The sequence below is a fragment of the Acidovorax facilis genome, assembly GCF_050626955.1.
GTDB classification, from domain to species: domain Bacteria; phylum Pseudomonadota; class Gammaproteobacteria; order Burkholderiales; family Burkholderiaceae_C; genus Acidovorax; species Acidovorax facilis.
Map to the genome: position 1 here is coordinate 2,828,473 of NZ_CP192460.1, position 19,365 is coordinate 2,847,837.

General features: G+C 65.6%; 15 protein-coding genes. 10 read left to right on the forward strand and 5 right to left on the reverse strand.

The window, feature by feature from the left end:
• Window positions 1-187: 187 nt before the first annotated feature.
• Window positions 188-403: a hypothetical protein gene (locus ACQ4MJ_RS12965; protein WP_431152407.1), complete on the forward strand. Its 216-nt coding sequence runs from the start codon at window positions 188-190 to the stop codon at window positions 401-403.
• A gap of 85 nt (window positions 404-488) precedes the next feature.
• A complete protein-coding gene (locus ACQ4MJ_RS12970; protein ID WP_121507042.1) occupies window positions 489-1,028 on the forward strand; it encodes a DUF924 family protein in 540 nt (179 codons plus the stop codon).
• A 19-nt stretch (window positions 1,029-1,047) separates the two neighbouring features.
• Here ACQ4MJ_RS12970 and ACQ4MJ_RS12975 read toward each other — a convergent pair whose 3' ends face one another.
• A complete protein-coding gene (locus ACQ4MJ_RS12975; protein WP_431152406.1) occupies window positions 1,048-1,983 on the reverse strand; it encodes a succinylglutamate desuccinylase in 936 nt (311 codons plus the stop codon).
• 104 nt (window positions 1,984-2,087) lie between these two features.
• Here ACQ4MJ_RS12975 and ACQ4MJ_RS12980 point away from each other — a divergent pair, with 104 nt between their 5' ends.
• Window positions 2,088-5,216 carry a WD40 repeat domain-containing protein gene (locus ACQ4MJ_RS12980; protein ID WP_431152405.1) on the forward strand — a complete coding sequence of 1,043 codons (3,129 nt, stop codon included), beginning with the start codon at window positions 2,088-2,090 and terminating at the stop codon, window positions 5,214-5,216.
• A gap of 60 nt (window positions 5,217-5,276) precedes the next feature.
• Here ACQ4MJ_RS12980 and ACQ4MJ_RS12985 read toward each other — a convergent pair whose 3' ends face one another.
• Window positions 5,277-6,725 (reverse strand): efflux transporter outer membrane subunit, encoded by a 1,449-nt coding sequence (locus ACQ4MJ_RS12985; RefSeq protein ID WP_431153071.1) that lies wholly within the window; start codon window positions 6,723-6,725, stop codon window positions 5,277-5,279.
• A 91-nt stretch (window positions 6,726-6,816) separates the two neighbouring features.
• On the opposite strand from ACQ4MJ_RS12985, the gene ACQ4MJ_RS12990 reads away from it, so the two are divergent.
• From ACQ4MJ_RS12990 to ACQ4MJ_RS13005, 4 genes are all read left to right on the forward strand, one after another.
• Window positions 6,817-7,434: a TetR/AcrR family transcriptional regulator gene (locus tag ACQ4MJ_RS12990; RefSeq protein WP_121419489.1), complete on the forward strand. Its 618-nt coding sequence runs from the start codon at window positions 6,817-6,819 to the stop codon at window positions 7,432-7,434.
• Window positions 7,435-7,517: 83 nt separating this feature from the next.
• The gene (locus ACQ4MJ_RS12995) at window positions 7,518-8,633 is read left to right on the forward strand and encodes an efflux RND transporter periplasmic adaptor subunit (RefSeq protein WP_218299246.1); all 1,116 of its coding nucleotides are present in this window, start codon (window positions 7,518-7,520) and stop codon (window positions 8,631-8,633) included.
• A complete protein-coding gene (locus ACQ4MJ_RS13000) occupies window positions 8,630-11,713 on the forward strand; it encodes an efflux RND transporter permease subunit (RefSeq protein ID WP_431152404.1) in 3,084 nt (1,027 codons plus the stop codon). The genes ACQ4MJ_RS12995 and ACQ4MJ_RS13000 overlap by 4 nt, the downstream gene beginning before the upstream one ends.
• A 35-nt stretch (window positions 11,714-11,748) precedes the next feature.
• Window positions 11,749-12,555 carry an oxidoreductase gene (locus ACQ4MJ_RS13005; protein WP_431152403.1) on the forward strand — a complete coding sequence of 269 codons (807 nt, stop codon included), beginning with the start codon at window positions 11,749-11,751 and terminating at the stop codon, window positions 12,553-12,555.
• A gap of 280 nt (window positions 12,556-12,835) precedes the next feature.
• Here ACQ4MJ_RS13005 and soxR read toward each other — a convergent pair whose 3' ends face one another.
• Window positions 12,836-13,300: a redox-sensitive transcriptional activator SoxR gene (soxR, locus tag ACQ4MJ_RS13010; protein ID WP_304505251.1), complete on the reverse strand. Its 465-nt coding sequence runs from the start codon at window positions 13,298-13,300 to the stop codon at window positions 12,836-12,838.
• Between the two features lie 214 nt (window positions 13,301-13,514).
• Here soxR and ACQ4MJ_RS13015 point away from each other — a divergent pair, with 214 nt between their 5' ends.
• From ACQ4MJ_RS13015 to ACQ4MJ_RS13025, 3 genes are all read left to right on the forward strand, one after another.
• Complete coding sequence (locus ACQ4MJ_RS13015; RefSeq protein WP_431152402.1) at window positions 13,515-13,964, forward strand: RidA family protein; 450 nt, start codon at window positions 13,515-13,517, stop codon at window positions 13,962-13,964.
• Window positions 13,965-14,005: 41 nt separating this feature from the next.
• Window positions 14,006-15,286: an MFS transporter gene (locus ACQ4MJ_RS13020; RefSeq protein ID WP_431152401.1), complete on the forward strand. Its 1,281-nt coding sequence runs from the start codon at window positions 14,006-14,008 to the stop codon at window positions 15,284-15,286.
• A gap of 65 nt (window positions 15,287-15,351) precedes the next feature.
• Window positions 15,352-15,495, forward strand: a complete 144-nt coding sequence (locus ACQ4MJ_RS13025) for a hypothetical protein (RefSeq protein ID WP_199727021.1) — start codon at window positions 15,352-15,354, stop codon at window positions 15,493-15,495.
• A 121-nt stretch (window positions 15,496-15,616) separates the two neighbouring features.
• Here the strand turns inward: ACQ4MJ_RS13025 and ACQ4MJ_RS13030 are convergent, their stop codons facing one another.
• The gene (locus ACQ4MJ_RS13030) at window positions 15,617-17,920 is read right to left on the reverse strand and encodes a putative bifunctional diguanylate cyclase/phosphodiesterase (RefSeq protein ID WP_431152400.1); all 2,304 of its coding nucleotides are present in this window, start codon (window positions 17,918-17,920) and stop codon (window positions 15,617-15,619) included.
• A 428-nt stretch (window positions 17,921-18,348) separates the two neighbouring features.
• Entirely contained in the window at window positions 18,349-19,326 is a 978-nt protein-coding gene (gene ylqF, locus ACQ4MJ_RS13035; protein ID WP_431152399.1) for a ribosome biogenesis GTPase YlqF, read from the reverse strand.
• Window positions 19,327-19,365: the final 39 nt, after the last annotated feature.

The following is a 19,365-nucleotide window of genomic DNA, read 5'->3' on the forward strand; positions in this document are numbered from 1 at the left end:
GGGGACGACGCCCTCGCTGCGGGGCGGCCCTTGCTTGGCGTCCCTCGCCTGGGCCGCGCCAGTTTCAAGGGCTACGGGTGGCGGCCACGGCCCGCGCGGTGGCACGGCATGGTCTTACACCCCGGTACGCGTGCGCGCAGTGCAATGGAAGCTCCATCACATCGGCACCACCAAAAAGGAATTCACCATGACCCAGCACGCCACCATTGCAGGCCACGTTACCTACACCCCGGGTGACGGAGCGCCGTTGACCATTCCGAAAGGCCCCGTAGAGCTGGCGCCTTCCAAAGACAGCACCACCTTGAGCTGGACCGCAGACAACGATGCCGTGGGCTCCGCCGCGATCCCGAAGGACCAGTTCAACCAATATGTGCGCGAGGGAAAAATCCGCCTCCAGAACTGAGCGGTCCGCATCGGATACTATGAAATGGATAGCTGCCAGCGCTTTATGATCAAGCGCCAGAGCCCTATTTCATGCGATATTCACGATGCAAGCCGAAGACATCCTTCATTTCTGGTTCGAAGAACTCACCCCCGCCCAGCACTTCGCACAAGAGGACGCCATCGACGCGATGATCCGTGTCCGCTTCGGTGCCACCTGGCAGGCAGCGCGGCAGTGCGAGTTGTGGAACTGGCGCGGCACGCCCCAAGGCCGCCTGGCAGAGATCCTGGTGCTGGACCAGTTCTCGCGCAACATCCACCGGGGCTCGCCGCTTGCGTTTGCGCAAGACGCCCAGGCGCTGGCCCTGGCGCAGGAGCTGGTGGCCGGGCAGCACGACAAGGCACTGGCCCCCACCGAGCGCGCCTTTGCCTACATGCCCTACATGCACAGCGAATCCGCCGCCATCCACGCCCAGGCGATGGTGCTGTTTGACCAGCCGGGGCTGGAAAACAACCTGAAGTTCGAGGTGGCGCACCGCGACATCATTGCGCGCTTCGGGCGCTATCCGCACCGCAACGCCGTGCTGGGGCGCACGTCTACGGCGCAGGAGCTGGCCTTCCTCGCGCAGCCCGGCTCGTCCTTCTGAGCCTGCCGGTCCTTGCCGGTCAGATCGGCCGGGTCAGGTACACCGCCTCGCGGCCCACGATGGGCTCGCGCGTGGGCATCATCACCGTGCAGTCGTCGCACAGCGCGCGGATCTCGTGCGGGCCATCGGTGGCGATGAGTTCGCCCTGGGCAAACACCTCAAAGCCCTGCACAGGCCGTGTGAAGCGGAAGTCCGGCGTGCGCACCATGCAGGTCTCCAGCAGTTCATAGCGGCGCTGCGGGCCTGGCGCTGGGCGGTTGGCAGCAGCTTCGACCAGCCCGAAATGCGCCAGAAAATCCAGCGCCACGGCCGTGGCCACGTCGGCCGCCGACTGGCGGAAATGCTGGCCACACTCCACCACCAAAGCCACCCCATCGCTCTCAGCCAGCCCATGGCGGCCGTGCTGGATGAGCGGCGTGCCCGAGCCCAGCCCGCTGGGCATCACCAGGTGCACGGGCGGACTGCCAATGGCCAGCGCCACCTGCGCATTGCGCGGATAGGCGGGGTACACCCAGAAAGGCTGTACGTCCTGGCTGGTGGAGTGGATGTCCAGGATGTGATCGGCCGCAGCCACCACCGGGCGCAACGCACGGGCGCGGTCCAGCTCGGGGCTTGCAGCCGTGCCGTCCAGTTCACCGGCGGACCAGATGCGGTTGAGGTTGTGCACCAGCTGGCGGCTTTCAAACGGACGGGTCGGGTCAAACGATGCATACGCCGCCACGTTGGCAAAGCTGATGGTCAGCGTGCCAATCCGCGGGCGCACGCCCGTGTCCAGCAGGTGCGTGGCCGCCACCATGCCGCAGATCTCGTTGCCATGCGTGAGCGCATTGATGAGCACGTGGGGGCCTGGCTGGGCCGATTCAAAACGGTGCACGTAGTCGATGCCCACATTGCCCTGGCGGTAGGCAGACAGGTCGCGGGGAAGGACTTCGAAAACGGGAGAGTTTTGTGTCATGGCGGCCAATTAGTAAGACAACACATCATTCTCTGCGCAAAACAGAAACCACACCGCACGCGGTGTACGATGCCCCGCCCGTTGTTCCACCGCTTTCCCGCACCATGCCCACTGCCCGACTTTGCCCGCTGGCCGATGTGGCCGCCCGACTGCCCGCCGACAGCTGGATCGCCCAGCGCCTTGCAGAGGACCCGGATGCGCTGGCCACGGAAACCGTGCTCTGCATCACCGGCGATGTGCTGGTGCCCGAGCTGCACCTGGATGCGCCCCTGGCCAGCGGCAGCCCGCTGCGGGCGCTGCTGCAGGACGGCAACAACACCAACCAAGCTCCCACGGGCCAGCCCTTTCTGATCCTGATAGAAGGGCATCTGCAGATTGACGGCGCGCTCACCTGCGACGACACCGATGGCGCCACGCACCTGGTCGTACTGGGCGACGCGCGCATGCACAACGCCGTGGTGGGCGGCCAGCTGCTTTATGTGCAGGGCGCGCTGCAAGTGGCCGACCTGCTGTGGGGCGACTACAACCACGGCGGGCTCACCGTGCGTGGCGGGCTCACGGCGCGGGTGGCACTGTTCACGGATGAATACCCCGTAGACATCACCGGGCCCGAACAGGTGGAGTTCCTCATGGACGAGGTGCGCGGCGTGCCGCACCTGGCGGAGTTCTCCAGCGAAATCGTAGGCATCGTGTTCCTGCCTGAGTTCCATGACGGCATCGACGATGGCGAAAGCGGCGTCAGCTACGTGCTGGACCGCGCCCGCGTGGTGGCCGCCGTGCGCGCGGGCGAGAACGCCACGCGCAGCAGCGCCGAGATCCACGCGCTGATGCCCTTGGAGGCCGAGCTGTTCGCCAATGAGGCCATCAGCGTGCGCAACATCCTGGCCGCCGTGCACACGCCCGTGATCGGCCCCAAGGAGCACACGGCCACCGGGTGGTTTCAGCAGACTGATTTTTCGCTGTGCCAGCGGCATGTGGACGCCGATGGCGACCAGCGCGATGACAACGTGTTCATCACCGTCTGGAAGACCTGGGACTTCTACCTCTCGGTGGCGCAGGTGCCCGAACGCCAGGGGCTGCTGGCGCGCCTGGCCGCCGCCGTGCGGGGCCGCAAGGTGCCCACCACCGCGCAGCTCACGCTGGTGTACCGCGCCTATAGCGAAGGCGAGCCCGGCGAATGGCTGCCCCTGGCACCCGACACCGCCCCCGAAGCCTGGCAGGCCTGCACGCTGGCCTGGCGCGGCGTCTTGGATTACCTGCGCAAGGCCGTGGGCCAGCACCGCGCCCGCTACCCGCTGTACCAGCGCCTGGTGGCCGAGCTGACCGCAGAACGCATCGAAGACTTCACCACCCTGCCCGTGTTCACCGAGCGCTACAACGACTGGTGGGACAGCGACAAGAACGGCTGGTGGGAAGGCGACGTGTGGGTGGGTGCACGCCAGCCCTGCATGCACGAAGGCGAGCCTTGGGGCCGCGCCCTCAAGCTCAGCTGGGAAAACGGCGACGAAGCCCCCGGCGACGAAGACGACAACGCCCACAGCGCCTACCAGATCAACGTGGAAGCCGCGCTGGACGGGCCTGCCGTGGTGGAGTTCACCTATGCGCAGCGCCAGTGCGATGCCCGCACCACCCTGCCCCGGAGTGCCGCCGACCACATAACGCGGCTGCTGCGTTTTTACGGTGCGGTCCAATTGCGCGTGCGCGATCAGCACGAACAGGAGCAGGCCCGCCAGGCCGAGGCGCGGCGCATCGAAGCCGCCGTGCACCTGCTGGCCACGCCCCCGCTGGCGCCCGACCTGCCCGATGCAGCGGTCTTCCCTGTCGAGCTGATGACGCTGTCCGACCAATGGCAGGCCGATGGGCAAAGCTATGTGGCCGCCATCCGCGCGCACCAGCTCGCTCTGGATGCGGCCGAGGTGCAGAAAGGCAACGGCGATACCGAAGAAGAACAAGAAGAAGAAAACGAAGACAGCGACCTGCCCTCCGACCCGCGCAAGGCGGCCGCAGCCACCGTGCTGCAGCTGGCCCGCGTGGTCAACACCCACGCCGACGAAGACCTGGCCGACCGCTTTCGCCAGCGCTTTGCATTTGCCCCCGACGCCTTCGTGCGACACGCCGCCGATGCGGGCCGCTTCATCGGCCCGGTGTTCGCGCTGGACGACGGCCGCGTGCTGGCGCGCATCGGCGCCCCCTACGACGACACGGCGCACTGGGTGGCCCTGCAGGGCCTGCGGCACATCCCCTTGCCCGCACTACGCGGCCTCGGCCGCTCGCCCAACCGGCGCTGCTTTGCGCAAAGCGACGGCCAGCATGTCACCACGCACGATGGTTTTGACGGCCCCGTCATCGCCCGCTTTGCACTGCCCCAGGGCAACGAAGCACTGCCAGCTCAGGTGGTGGTATCGCCCGGCCCCCTGGGCCAGCTCTGCGACGAGCTGATCCCCTTCAACGACGGCCAGCGTGTGCTGCTGCGCAACCCCACGGGCGTCTATCTGTTACACGCCGAGGGTGCCGAGGAAGCCAGCAGCCCCGTGCAGCGCATCCACCCGCAAACCTTTGACGAAGACGGCCCCTACACCTGGCCCAAGAACCAGCAGGACGAATCGGTGAACGGCGCCGAGGTCACGATGCTGGCGCTCGACATGCTGCACATGGCCCTGTCACCGGACGAGCGCTACATCGCCGTGGGCGACCAGGACAGCGTGCACATCCTGCTGAACGCCCGAGGCCAGGTGGTGCGCCGCTACGAGCCCCTGTCGTCCTACCCGCACCACACCACCTTCTCACACGACGGCACGCAGCTGTTTGCCAACTCCTGCCACTTCTACGGGGGCTGCACGCTGGCCGCGCCAGTGAGTGCAGCGTTGCCAGACCTCGCGGCAGACAGTGGAGAAGAAGAAACACACGAAGCCCCGGCCATCAACACCCAGTGGCGCGTGTATGCATCTGCCACCCTGCCGCGCATGGTGGTGCTGGGCGATGCCAATGGCTACCTGCACGCCCTCAGCGACGACGGGCGCCCGCTGTGGCGCCACCACATCGGCAGCACCATCAGTGCCATGGACATGTCGCCCGACGGCAGCACCCTATGGGCCGCCAGCTACGGCGGCTACCTGGTGCACCTGGAGCGCGTGGAGACGGGGATGGACCCGTATTCCATCGGCACATCGCCGTATGCGGAGGTGCGGCGGTGGATCTTCTGGAGCGATGAAACCGGGCCGTTGCGGTGGTAGGCGATGTGACCGTACTCGTCGGAAGTTAACGCTGCTTTGGGCGTGGCCATTGAACGTGGACTAGGTCGGAGATGCACCGGACTCCCACCCTCCCCCCAGTGCTTTGAAGATGGCCACTGCCGAACGGGCAGATTCCGTCTGCGCCTGTACACGCGCATCGGCAGCCCGGAGCAAGGTCTCATCGGCGTGCAAGACTTCGATCAAGCTGACAACGCCTTTTTGGTAGGCCGAGAACGACGCTGCGCGAGCGCGACCCAGCGAATCGACACCGGCCTTCAACACCAAAACTTGCTCCTGGCGCCTGGAAAACGCGGAGAGCGAGTTTTCCACATCTTCCGTGGCCCGCAGCGCCGCCAATCGGTAGGCGGCCAGCATCTCTGCCTCCTGGCCCTTGGCCTGCTCTATCTGCGCATTGATGCGCGCGAAGTCGAAAAGACGCCAGCGCAGCCCGAGCACGCCTGTGGCCTGGCTGGCGCCGCCCGAGAACAGGCTGCCGCTGGACACAGACGTTGCACTCCCCACCAGGCCGCTGAGAGAGAGTTTGGGGTAGTACTCGGAGATGGCGGCGCCAATGCGCGCATTGGATGCAGCCAAGCGGCGCTCCGCAGCGATGAGGTCCGGCCTGCGCCTGAGCAGCTCGCTCGGCGAGCCCGTCGCAATTCCTTGGGGAGTTGCCGGAATGCCGCCCGGCGCGGTCAGTTCTGCGCGGTGGGTGCCCGGGGGAGTTCCCAGGATGACATCCATGGCGTTCATTACCGTGTCCAAGGAAGCGTCCAGCACCGGGATCGCTGCTTGCGCCTGCGAGAGCGCCCCCTCCGCCTGGCTCACCTGGAGCTCTGCCGCAAGACCCTTACTGTGCAGCAGCCTGACGTTGGACAGCAGGTCGTGTTGCGTCTGCACCTGCTGGCGGGCCACGTCTCGGCGGGCCTGCAGGCCGCGAATCGTGATGTAGATATCTGCGGTCTGTGCCGCCACGGCCAATCGGGTGGCAACAGCACCAGCCTCCGAAGACTGGTATTCGGCGGTGGCCGCCTCCCGCCCCCGGCGCAGGCCGCCAAACACATCCAGCTCCCAGCTTGCGCCCAGGTTTGCCTCGTAAGCGCTGCCATACCGGTCAAAACCCGGCGTCGAACTCAAGACCTGTCCCAAGGGTGTTTGCGTGGACTGATAGGCCCGCGCAGCCTGGCCCGACACGGCTGCGGACGGCAACAGTGCGGCGTCGGCCGCGCCCAGCCCCGCACGCGCCTGGGCGACCCGTGCAGCGGCTTGCGCCAGATCGAGGTTTTGCGCCAGCGCGAGCGACACGAATCGCGTGAGTTGAGGATCGCCAAACGCAGACCACCAGGAGGCCAGTTCGGCGGCGGCCTTCTCTGGCTGTTGATTGCTGCCGGGCTGATCCTGGTAATGCCCAGGCAGGGAAATCTCGGGCCGGACATAGTCCGGCCCCACGGCGCAGCCGGCGGAGAGGCTGGCCACAAGAAGGGCGGCGAGTGTGCGTTTGGGCAGCATGGTTTTTTCGGTCATGGTTCAATTGAATTGTGACCATAATACCAAATAGTCACTCGTTGTCTAGTCACCAAGACTGGCGTAAGCTTTGCCCATGACCAAAACAAGCCATCCCACCGCCGCAGGCCGGGGCCCTGCGGACCACGAGGTGCGAAACCAGATCGTGACCGCCGCCACCGAGCACTTCAGCCGCTACGGCTACGAAAAAACCACCGTGTCCGACCTGGCCAAGGAGATCGGTTTTTCCAAAGCCTATATCTACAAGTTCTTCGAATCCAAGCAGGCCATCGGCGAGATGATTTGCGCCAACTGCCTGAGCGATATCGAGAGCGAGGTCCGGGCGGCCGTGGCCCAGGCCGATCGGCCACCCGAGAAGCTGCGGCGCATGTTCAAAGCCATTGTGGAGTCGAGCCTGCGTCTCTTTTTCCAGGACAGAAAGCTCTACGAGATCGCCACCTCTGCGGCAACCGAACGCTGGCAGTCCACCATCGTGTACGAGGAGCGCCTGCAGGCGCTGTTGCGGGATGTTTTGCAGGAAGGCCGGCAGACCGGCGACTTCGAGCGCAAGACGCCGCTGGATGAAACCACTGCAGCCATCCACCTGGTGATGCGCCCCTACCTCAATCCGCTGATCCTGCAGCACAGCCTGGACTACGCCAACGAGGCGCCCACCCAGTTGTCCAGCCTGGTCCTGCGCAGCCTGTCCCCATGAGCGAAAGTTTATTTGTGACTATTGACTAATTTGGTCACAAGAATCACAATGAAAGTCCCGATCCATCTGCACAAGGGACTTTCATGCTTCGGCCTCGCCTCGCCACTCTGTTTCTCATTTCTGCCTTGCCGTTGGCGCTGGTCGCCTGCGGCGAAAAGGCTTCTTCCGATCCACGCACCGAAGCGCCGCTGGTGCGCGCAGCCATTGTTCAGGAGGCCGCAGCTGCCTCCAGGGCGTTCACGGGTACCGTAGCGGCCCGGGTGCAGAGCGACCTGGGCTTTCGCGTCTCGGGCAAGGTGCTGGAACGGCTAGTGGATGCGGGGCAGACCGTCAAACGCGGGCAGCTGCTCATGCGCATCGATGCGGTCGATCTGAAACTGGCCGCCCATGCGCAGCAAGAGGCTGTGGCCGCTGCGCGTGCCCGTGCTCGCCAGACGGCGGACGATGAAGCACGGTACCGCGACCTGCGCGGCACAGGCGCTATCTCCGCTGCGGCCTATGACCAGGTGAAGGCGGCTGCAGACGCAGCCCAGGCGCAGCTCAGTGCGGCCGAAGCCCAGGCGGATGTATCCCGCAATGCAAGCCGTTATGCCGAGCTGGTGGCAGACGGCGACGGCGTCGTCGTGGAAACGCTGGCCGAACCCGGACAGGTGGTGAGCGCCGGGCAACCGGTAGTCCGCCTGGCCCATGCAGGCCGACGCGAAGCGCTCGTGCAGCTGCCGGAGACTTTGCGCCCCGCCATAGGGTCGCAGGCACAAGCCACCTTGTTTGGCAAGGAGGAGGCCGCCGTCTCGGCCAAGCTGCGACAGCTTTCCAGCTCGGCAGACCGGGTGACGCGCACCTTCGAGGCCCGCTATGTGCTCGAAGGGGATTTGGCCAACGCGCCCCTGGGCACCACGGTGGTGGTTCGCATTCCGGACGAAAAGTCCTCTGCGGCGGCGGGCCTGCAGGTGCCCATCGGCGCCTTGTTCGATGCGGGCAAGGGCCCAGGAGTTTGGGTGCTTCGCGGTGAACCGGCCAAGGTTGCCTGGCAGCCGGTGGCCGTCCAGCGCCTGGACGATGCAGGCGCCTACGTGACGGGCCACATCAAGCCCGGGGAGCGAATCGTCGCACTGGGTGCGCACCTGTTGCGCGAAGGCGAGCAGGTCCGGCTGGCAGATCTTGCCGCAGCTGCTCCGAAGGAAGGAGCACGTCCGTGAGCGAAGGCCGTTTCAACCTGTCGGCGCTCGCAGTGCGCGAGCGCGCCATCACCCTCTTCCTGATCTTCCTGATCTCTGCAGCAGGCATTCTCGCGTTTGCCAAACTCGGGCGCGCTGAAGACCCGCCTTTCACCATCAAGCAGATGACGATCGTTACGGCGTGGCCTGGCGCCACGGCCCAGGAGATGCAGGATCAGGTTGCAGAACCCCTGGAAAAGCGCATGCAGGAATTGCGCTGGTACGACCGCACAGAAACCTTCACCCGCCCCGGCCTGGCTTTCACCATGGTGTCGCTGCTGGACAGCGCACCGCCGTCGCAAGTGCAGGAGGAGTTCTACCAGGCTCGCAAGAAGATCAGCGACGAGGCGAGGAAACTGCCTGCTGGCGTCATCGGCCCTATGGTCAACGACGAATATGCAGACGTGACCTTTGCGCTCTTCGCCCTCAAGGCCAAGGGTGAACCCCAAAGACAGTTGGTCCGCGACGCGGAAGTGTTGCGCCAGCAACTGCTGCATGTGGCCGGCGTCAAGAAAGTCAACATCATTGGGGAACAACCCGAGCGGATCTACGTCTCGTTCTCCCATGATCGCCTGGCCACGCTGGGCGTGGCGCCGCAGGACATTTTTGCCGCGCTCAACAGCCAGAACGTGCTGACGCCCGCAGGCTCCATCGAAACCAAGGGACCACAGGTATTCCTGCGTGTGGATGGCGCGTTCGACACGTTGGAGAAGATCCGGCAGACCCCGATCATCGCGCAGGGGCGTACGCTGAAGCTGTCGGATGTGGCGACTATCGAGCGCGGCTATGAAGACCCCGCAACCTTCCTGGTGCGCAACGGCGGCGAGCCAGCCCTGCTGCTGGGCGTCGTGATGCGCGACGACTGGAACGGGCTCGATCTGGGCAAAGCGCTGGAGGCCGAGGTCACCAAGATCAATGCAGAACTCCCCAGGGGCATGACGCTGACCAAGGTGACCGACCAGGCCGTCAACATCAGCTCGGCAGTGGACGAGTTCATGGTCAAGTTTTTTGTCGCCCTGCTCGTCGTGATGGTGGTCTGCTTTGTCAGCATGGGCTGGCGTGTGGGCATCGTCGTGGCAGCCGCCGTGCCGTTGACGCTGGCGGCGGTGTTCGTGATCATGGCCGCCTCTGGCAAGAACTTTGACCGGATCACGCTGGGCTCACTCATCCTGGCCCTGGGCCTGCTGGTGGACGACGCCATCATTGCCATTGAAATGATGGTGGTGAAGATGGAAGAAGGCTACAGCCGTGTGGCGGCCTCGGCCTACGCCTGGAGCCATACGGCAGCCCCCATGCTTTCGGGCACCCTGGTCACAGCCATTGGCTTCATGCCGAATGGTTTCGCACGCTCCACGGCGGGTGAATACACCAGCAACATGTTCTGGATCGTAGGCATTGCATTGATTGCGTCGTGGGTGGTGGCGGTGGTTTTTACGCCTTACCTGGGCGTCAAGCTGTTGCCTGACCTCAAAAAGGTCGAAGGCGGACACGACGCCATTTACGACACACCGCGCTACAACCAGTTCCGCCAGCTGCTTGGCCGCGTCATTGCGCGCAAATGGATTGTTGCAGCCTCCGTCGTCATCCTGTTTGTGGTGTCGATGCTGGGGATGGCGCTGGTCAAGAAGCAGTTCTTCCCCACGTCCGACCGGCCGGAAGTGCTGGTCGAGGTGCAGATGCCCTACGGCACGTCCATCGAACAAACCAGCGCTGCGACGGCCAAGGTGGAGGCTTGGCTGGCCAAGCAGGAGGAGGCCAAGGTCGTGACCGCCTACATCGGCCAGGGTGCCCCGCGCTTTTTCCTGGCCATGTCGCCCGAGCTGCCGGACCCGTCGTTCGCCAAGATCGTGGTGCTCACCGGCAATGACAAGGAACGGGAAGAGCTCAAATTCAGACTGCGCCATGCGGTGGCAGATGGCCTGGCGCCCGAGGCACGGGTGCGTGTCACGCAAATCGTGTTTGGCCCGCCTTCGCCCTTCCCCGTGGCTTACCGCGTCATGGGGCCCGATCTGGACAAGCTGCGCGAGATTTCCGCCGAGGTCGAGGCGGTCCTGCAGACCAGCCCGATGATGCGCACCGTCAACACGGACTGGGGCCCGCGTGTTCCGACCTTGCATTTCACACTCGACCAGGACCGCCTGAGTGCCGTGGGACTCAGCTCCAGCTCGGTGGCGCTGCAACTGCAGTTCCTGCTGAGCGGAGCCCCGTTGACGGAGGTGCGCGAGGATATCCGCTCGGTGCAAGTGATGGGCCGGGCCGCCGGCGATGTCCGTCTCGACCCTGCGAAGATTTCGGGCCTGTCGCTGGTGGGATCGAGCGGGCAGCGCATCCCGCTGTCGCAGGTGGGCAAGGTCGAGGTGCGCATGGAAGATCCCATCCTGCGTCGGCGTGACCGCACGCCGACGATCACGGTGCGCGGCGACATTGCTGAAGGTTTGCAGCCTCCGGACGTATCCACGGCCATCACCCAGCAACTGAAGCCCCTCATGGACAAGCTGCCTGGCGGCTACCGCATCGTGGAAGCAGGCTCTATCGAGGAAGCCGGCAAGGCGACGGTCGCCATGCTGCCAATCTTCCCGATCATGCTGGCAGCCACCCTGCTCATCATCATCCTGCAGGTTCGCTCCATCTCAGGGATGGTCATGGTCTTCCTGACCAGCCCGCTGGGCCTGATCGGAGTGGTGCCGACACTGCTGTTGTTTCAACAGCCCTTTGGCATCAATGCGCTGGTTGGCCTGATCGCCTTGTCCGGCATTCTGATGCGCAACACGCTCATCCTGATCGGGCAGATCCGCGAAAACGAAGACGCCGGACTCGACCCCTTCCGCGCCGTGGTGGAAGCCACCGTGCAACGTGCCCGCCCGGTGATCCTTACCGCCCTGGCCGCGATCCTGGCGTTCATCCCGCTGACGCACTCCGTGTTCTGGGGAACGTTGGCCTACACCTTGATCGGCGGCACGCTGGCCGGCACGGTACTGACGCTCGTGTTCCTGCCCGCGATGTATTCGATCTGGTTCGGCATCCGGCCCATTCGCTCAGCCCCCGCATCTGCATCTATCTGATTCCCCTTGCGAATCTCACTATCAAAGGAACTGCCATGTCGAAATCCAAAGTTGTCGTTGTTACCGGCGTGTCCTCGGGCATCGGTCGTGCTGCCGCCATGAAGTTTGCCGAACAGGGCTGCCGGGTTTTCGGCACCGTGCGCAACACCGCCAAAGCGCACGCCATTCCCAACGTGACGCTCGTTGAGATGGACATCCGCGACGAAATGTCCGTTGAAAGCGGCATCCAGACCATCATCGCGCAAGCCCAACGCATCGACGTGCTGATCAACAGCGCGGGGGTGACTCTGCTGGGCGCTGCGGAAGAAACATCTGTGGAGGAGGCTCAGAAGCTGTTTGACACGAACCTCTTCGGCGTCTTGCGCGTGATCAAGGCAGTGTTGCCGCACATGCGCGGGCAGCGCTCTGGCCGCATCGTCAATGTGAGTTCGGTGCTCGGATTTTTGCCCGCGCCCTACATGGCTCTCTATTCAGCGTCCAAGCACGCCGTTGAAGGGCTGGCTGAAACGCTGGACCACGAAGTGCGCCAATTCGGTATCCGCGTCTCGCTGGTCGAGCCCTCCTTCACCAAGACCAACCTGGATCTGAACGCGCCCCAAACGGTGGCCCGGATTGCTGACTACAGCAAGGAGCTGGACGTCGTGTCGCAAGCGATCCAGAGCAACGTGCAGAAGGCGCCCCCGCCCCAGGGCGTGGCCGACACCATCGTCCGTGCCGCGCTGGGGACTTGGAAAATGCGCCACACACCCAAGGGTGAAGCGTCGATGCTGGCCAAACTTCGCCGCTTCATGCCTGCAGGCCCTGTCGGGAAGGGCTTGCGCAAGTCATTCGGGCTTGCGTGACGGCTCATGCCGATACCCCATACAACCACCGCAGGTTCCACCCCCGCAAGGGCGGCCGCAGATGGACTACCGAATTACGCAACGGGAGACAAGCATGAATGACGATCAAAAGGCATTGGTCTGGGCCCTTCAGCAGTCGGAAGCGGCTCAACGCATGCGTGATGGCGGTGGCGGGCCTGGGCACGCGCGGGCGGAGCAGATTGAGGGGATGAATGGACAGGACCTTCAGGAATCCATGCGTCCTTTTCGTCGGCGGGCGCAGCAAATCACACATCGCATCTCAAAAATGCGGCCCAGGCCCCTCCTCTGCAAGCGCATCCTGCGCATTGCGCAGCGGGCAGACCTTGAGCGACAAACAACCGCAGCCAATGCAGCCATCCAGCTGGTCACGCAGCGCCGTCAGCGTGCGGATGCGCTCGTCCAGGTCATCGCGCCAGCGGGCGGACAGGCGGCGCCAGTCGGCCACCGTGGGCGTGCGCCCGGCGGGCAGCGCCTGCAAGGCCTCGGCGATGGCGGCCAGCGGCACGCCCATGCGCTGCGCCACCTTGATCACCGCCACGCGGCGCAGCACGGAGCGCGGGTAGCGCCGCTGGTTCCCCGCATTGCGCACACTGGCGATCAGCCCGCGCGATTCATAAAAATGCAGGGCCGACACGGCCAGCCCGCTGCGGCTGGCGACCTCGCCCACCGACAGCTCGGATTTTTCGCACAGCTCGGACGGGTCAGCCTGCGCGTCCGCTACCACGCGGGCGACGGGAATGCGGAGCTTGCCTGGTTTCACAACAGCTTCTGCAAGGGCTTTCTTCACGGCGATTGACCTCAATTTAACTTAAGGTTTGATACTAACCCACGAAGCCCTTGCAACCGCCGCCGATGCCGCTGCGACTGCGGTCGCCCAGGCTTTCTGGCAATTCCGCCGTGGTCTTCACCTTCACATCCCCTCTCAGGATTTCTGCACCATGCGCCTTGATACCGCAACAACCCAGCACCCCGCCACGGCAACTTCCACGCTGCGCTTCATCAACCCGCCGGGCCTGTACGACCCGCGTGCCAATGGCTACACCCATGTGGTGGTGGCGCCCGCCCCGGCACGCACTGTCTTTGTGGCGGGCCAAGGTGGCGAGAACGCGGCGGGCCAGCTGTCTGCCGACTTTGGCGAGCAGCTGCGCCAGGCTTTCACCAACCTGCGTATCGCATTGGCAGGCGCGGGGGCCAGCGTGCACGATGTGGCCAAGCTCACCGTGCTGGTGGTGGACCACACCGAGCAGCGGCTGGCGCTGTTCAGCCAGGCGGTGCGCAGCCTGTGGCCCGATGGGGCGGCACCGGCCTGCACGCTGATCCCGGTGCCCCGGCTGGCGCTCGACGGCATGCTGATTGAAATCGAGGCCACAGGAGTGATGCAGGCATGAGCTGTGCATGCACACCACCCCAGGCAACCACTGTCCCCAAGATGAGCACTCCACCGCACTCCCGCTCCGCATCCACCACACCGCCCAGCACGCCCCACCCAGAGGCGCCAGGCCTCAGCACGCCGGTGCTGCTGCTCATGGCCGTGGCCTGCGGGTTGTGCGCGGGCAGCAATTACTTCAACCAGCCCCTTCTGCACTCCATTGCCACGCAGTTGCAGGTGCGTGACGCCTCGGCGGCGCTCATCGTCACGCTGGCGCAGGTGGCCTACGCGGCGGGTTTGTTGTTGTTGGTGCCGCTGGGTGACATGCTGGAGCGACGGCGGCTCATCACCACGCTGATGTTGCTGGCGGCTCTGGGGCTGTTCACCAGCGGGTTTGCGGGCAGCTACGCCCTGCTGGCGCTAGGCACGGTGCTGACGGGGCTGTTCTCGGTGGCTGCGCAGGTGCTGGTGCCGTTGGCGGCCACGCTGGCTGCGCCGGGCCGCAGTGGGCGGGCGGTGGGGCTGGTGATGAGCGGGCTGCTTGTGGGCATTCTGGCGGCGCGCAGCGTGGCAGGACTGCTGTCTGAACTGGGCGGCTGGACGCTGGTGTACCGCGTGGCGGGCGTGGCCATGGTGGCCGTGGCGCTGGCGCTGTGGTGGGTAATGCCCCGCTCGCGAAATGCTGGGCGGGCCCAGGGGTATGGCCAGGTGCTGCGCTCTCTGGGCACACTGGCCCTGCGCCACCCCCGGCTGCGCAGCCGCGCCTTGCTGGGCGGGCTGTCGTTTGCGTCGGTCAGCGTGTTGTTCTCCACCATGGCGCTGTTGCTGGCGGGGCCTGCCCACCGCCTGGGCGATGCGGGCATCGGCCTGGTGGGGCTGGCGGGCGTGGCCGGTGCACTCATGGCCAATGTGGCGGGCCGCATGGCCGACCGTGGTCAGGCCCAGGTGGCCACGGCCGTTTCGGTGGGGTTGCTGCTGCTGGGCTGGGGCGCGCTCTGGCTGGGCGCCACCAGCCTGGTGTGGTTTGTAGTGGGCATGCTGGTGGTGGACCTGGCGCTGCAGGGCGTGCACATCAGCAATCAGAACGTGATCTACCGGCTGGACCCCACGGCCCGTGCGCGCATCAACGCGGTGTACATGACCAGCTACTTCACCGGCGCGGCCAGCGGGTCGGCGCTCGGGTCTGTGGCCTGGCTGTGGGGCGGCTGGGACGCCACCTGTGCGCTGGGTGGGAGCATCGCGGTGCTCAACGCCCTGGCGCTGGCGCATGACCAGCGCCTGGCTCTGCGAGCGCATCCTGCGGCAGCGAACCCCGCTGCGGCGCAGCCCGCCGTGCGCTGAAAGGGGCCGGTTTGTGACGTACCATCCCGGCACGGTCCCATTCCGAGACCTTTACAGGAGGCACCATGGCCAAAGGCGAACAACGCAGCAACAAGATGGCAAAGAAACCCAAGAAGGACACTTCGCTGCCCAAGGAAAGCGGCGGCTCTGACCGCCCCATGCCACCGGTGACCGCCGTCATCCCGCGTGGCAAAGAGAAGAACAAGTAAGTCACCCAGCACCTGCAGGCCGTGGCGCTGAGGCGCGCATGCGCCGACAGGCCGATTGCTATCATAAAAATAGCTGCCAGCGCTTTACCAATAAGCGCTGGCAGCTATTTTTTCTTGAAATTCAGCCCTCATCCTCTACGGTGGCAGTGCCCACCAGCGCCGCACGGGCCAGCCAGTCGGCATCGGGCTCGGGGCGCCCGAAGAGGTAGCCCTGGTACACGATATCGGGTGCGCGTTGGCTCAGGAAATCCGCCTGGTCACGGGTCTCGACCCCTTCCGCCACCATGCGCAGGCCGAAGTGACGGGCCACCGACAGGATGCCTTCCACCAGCACGCCATCGTCGGCATTGGTGGGGGCGTCGCGCACAAAGGAGCGGTCGATCTTGATCTCCTGGATCGGCAGGCGCTTGAGATAGGCCAGCGACGAATAGCCCGTGCCGAAGTCGTCCAGCGACATGTCCACCCCCAGCGCCGCCAGCTCGCCCATCTTGGCCACGGCGTCGTCAAAATCGTCGATCACCAGGCCTTCGGTCACCTCCAGGGTGAGCAGGCGCGGGTCGGCACCGCTGGCAGCCAGCATGGCGCGCAGCTGCGGCACAAAACCCGCCTGCCGGAACTGCCGGGCACTCAGGTTGACGGACAGCCGCAGTCGCCGCTCCTGAAACAATGGCTGCGCCAGCAGCGCGCAGGCATGGGAGAGTACCCAGCCGCCCAGGCTCACGATCAGGTCCGACTCTTCCGCCACGGGGATGAACACGCCCGGCGCCACCAGGCCGTCCCGCGGATGCTGCCAGCGCACCAGCACCTCAGCCCCGGTGATCTGGCCCAACACGTCCACCTGCGACTGCAGGTACAGCCGCAGCTCGCCCGCGCCGATGGCCTGGCGCAGCTCGCGCTCCACGCGAAAGCGCTGCTCGGCCGCCTCGCCCATGCCTTGCTCGAAGAAGGCCACCCGCCCACCACCGGCCTGCTTGGCGCGGTGCAGCGCCGTGCCTGCACGGCGCAGGGCGTCGTGCGCAACATCATTGGCGCTTTGCGGGTAGAGCGTGATGCCCACGCTCGCACCCAGCTGGGCTTCTTCGGTGTCGTTGTCTTGCAGGTGCAGCGGCCGCAGCAACGCTGTCTGCAGCTTTTCGGCAAATGCCAGGGCACGCCGGCCCGCCAGCGAGGCATCGGCGCCCAGGCCGTGCAGCACCACGGCAAACTCGTCGCCCGCCACACGCACCAGCAGGCCCTGGGGGGGCAGTATCTCGGACAGGCGCAGCGCCACGGCACACAGCAGGCGGTCGCCCATCTCGCTGCCGCGGGCATCGTTGAAGGTGGTGAAGCGGTCCAGGTCCAGCAGCAGCAGCGCGTGTTGCGTGGTGGGCGGGCGGCCAGCGCGGCCCTGCAGCGCAGACAGCCGCTCCATCAGCGTGAAGCGGTTGGGCAGGCTGGTGAGGCTGTCGAAATGCGCCAGGCGATGAATTTCCTGCGCAGCGCGCTTGCGCTCGGTGACGTCCTGCTTGAGCTCTACATAGTGGCTGATGTGGCCGTCAGGCTGGCGGATGGGGGCCACCACCACGGCCTCGGCAATCTCGGCGCCGTCCTTGCGGCGGTTGACCTGCTCGCCCGCCCAGCTCTCGCCGCGTGCCAGGGTGGCGCGCAGGCCGTCCCGCTGCGCGGGCGCCAGGCCATTGCTGGAATAGTCGGCCGATGCCTTGCCCACCACTTCATCGCGCTCATAACCCGTGCGGCGCACGAAGGCGTCATTCACGTACTCGATGTCTTCTTTCAGATCGGTGATGACGATGCTCTCGGGGCTCTGCTCCACAGCCCGCAACAGCTTGCGCAGTGCGGCCTCGCTGGCAGCCAGGTTGGTAGCGGTCTGCTGCGCCTCCTGCACCCGGCTCATGTAGTTGCGGCGCGACAGCAGCGTGGCCGCTGCCGTCAGCACCAGAATGCCTGCCAGGTACACCGCACCGGCCACCCGGTTGGCCACCTGCACCGGCTTGAACATGCCCTGGATGTCGGCCCAGATGAACCCCAGGAACAGCAGCGCCGTGAGCCCCACCAGTGTCAGGGTGGCCCTGGCCCCCAGCAGCCAGCCGGCCAGCACGATGATCACCGGGTAGTTGAGCAGGTTGGGGCCGTTCACACCGCCATTGCGGGCCGCCACCAGCGACACCGATACCCACACGCCCCACACCAGCAGGTGGGCCGCCTGCGTCCAGCGCTGCTGGCGCGCCAGCCACAGCGCTGAGCCCCCCACCAAGCCCGCCACCAGATTGAGCGCCACACGCGCAGGCTGCACGGGGTCGTCAAACATCAGCAGCACGCCGATGACGCCACCGAGCAGCATCACGGCCCACCCTGCCACACGCACCAGATGGCGTGTGGTGGCGTCTTCGTGGTCGGGCAGCGGAACAGCGGGGGCTTCGGCCATGGCGACGGGGGTAGCGGGAGGAAGGCCATCGTAACCGCTGCCTTAGAACCTGTTCAAGTTCTTAGAACCTGTTCAAGATCTTTTCGGGGTCGCACAAGTGCCTTGCCGGGATGGGATGCAAGGCGCGGTGAGCGGCCAATAGCCCGGCTATTGGCAAGCGCCGCAACGCCGCAGACCGCCCGGCAAGGCACTTGCCCGAAGGGTTGGAGTGAAATCGGGCGATTGAATGCCTCGGCTGCTTGCATGGGCATGAGCCCATGCGGCGCATCCGAAGCTTCCACTCATCCCGATTGCACTCCAATGCGATCCCCGAAAAGATCTTGAACAGGTTCTTACGGATCGGCTACCAGCAAAACGCCAGCAGCGGCGGCCACGCAACGCCGACGGCGGGCATCCTGCGCGCCCGCTGGGATGCGCCGGGAACCCGGTCAGTCCGTGCCGTCGTCGCTGCCCGGTGCAGGCTCGCGCACACCCGAGCCCTTGCCTTTGGACTTGGCGCGCGCATCCTTCTTGGCCTGGCGCTTGGCGTCTTCGGCCAGGCCCGCAGCGCGCCAGGCTTCAAACTCGGTGGGCGTCTCCAGCGTGATGCGGCCCAGGATGGCGGTGCGGAAATCCGTCATTACGATCTCGGCTGTCTTTTGCAGGTTGACCTTGCCGCCGCCCAGCATGGCACCGCGTTTGCGGCCAATGGCTTCGAGCAGCTCTTCGTCGTGCATCGTTGCCACGGCCCCCTCGGGCAGGCCCAGTTTGTAGCGAGCCTCCAACAGTGGGACGTAGTTTTTCTGCAGGCGGCGCAGCAGTTCCAGCGCCACCAACTCCTCGTCGTAGGCATTGCGGCCCACCGCGCCGCTGGCGGCCAGGTTGTAGCCACTTTCGGGCACCACAATGCGCGGCCACAGCATGCCGGGCGTGTCCCACAGGTAGAAGTCGTCGGCCAGGGTGATGCGCTGTTCCAGCTTGGTGATGCCGGCCTCGTCGCCCGTCTTGGCCTGGCGCTTGTTGCTGAGCGTGTTGATGAGCGTGGACTTGCCCACGTTGGGCACGCCGCAGATCAGCACCCGCATGGGCTTGGCCATGCCGCCCCGGTTGGGCGACAGCAGGTGGCACGCGTCAATCAGCTTGCGCGTGGGGGCCGGGTCGGACGCATCGAGTGGCAAGGCGCGCGTGTCGCTCTGGGCGTTGTACCAGTCCACCCACTGCGCCGTGCGCTCGGGGTCGGCCACGTCCTGCTTGTTGAGCACCTTGAGCGTGGGCTTGTGGCCGGTGATCTCGGCCAGCAGCGGGTTGGCGCTGGAGCCGGGCAGGCGGGCGTCCAGCACCTCGATCACCACGTCAATGTCCTTGATGCGTTCGGTGATGGCTTTACGGGTCAGGTGCATGTGACCGGGGAACCACTGGATGGCCATGCGGGGGTACTTTCTGGTGTTTTCAATACAGTCTGAGGG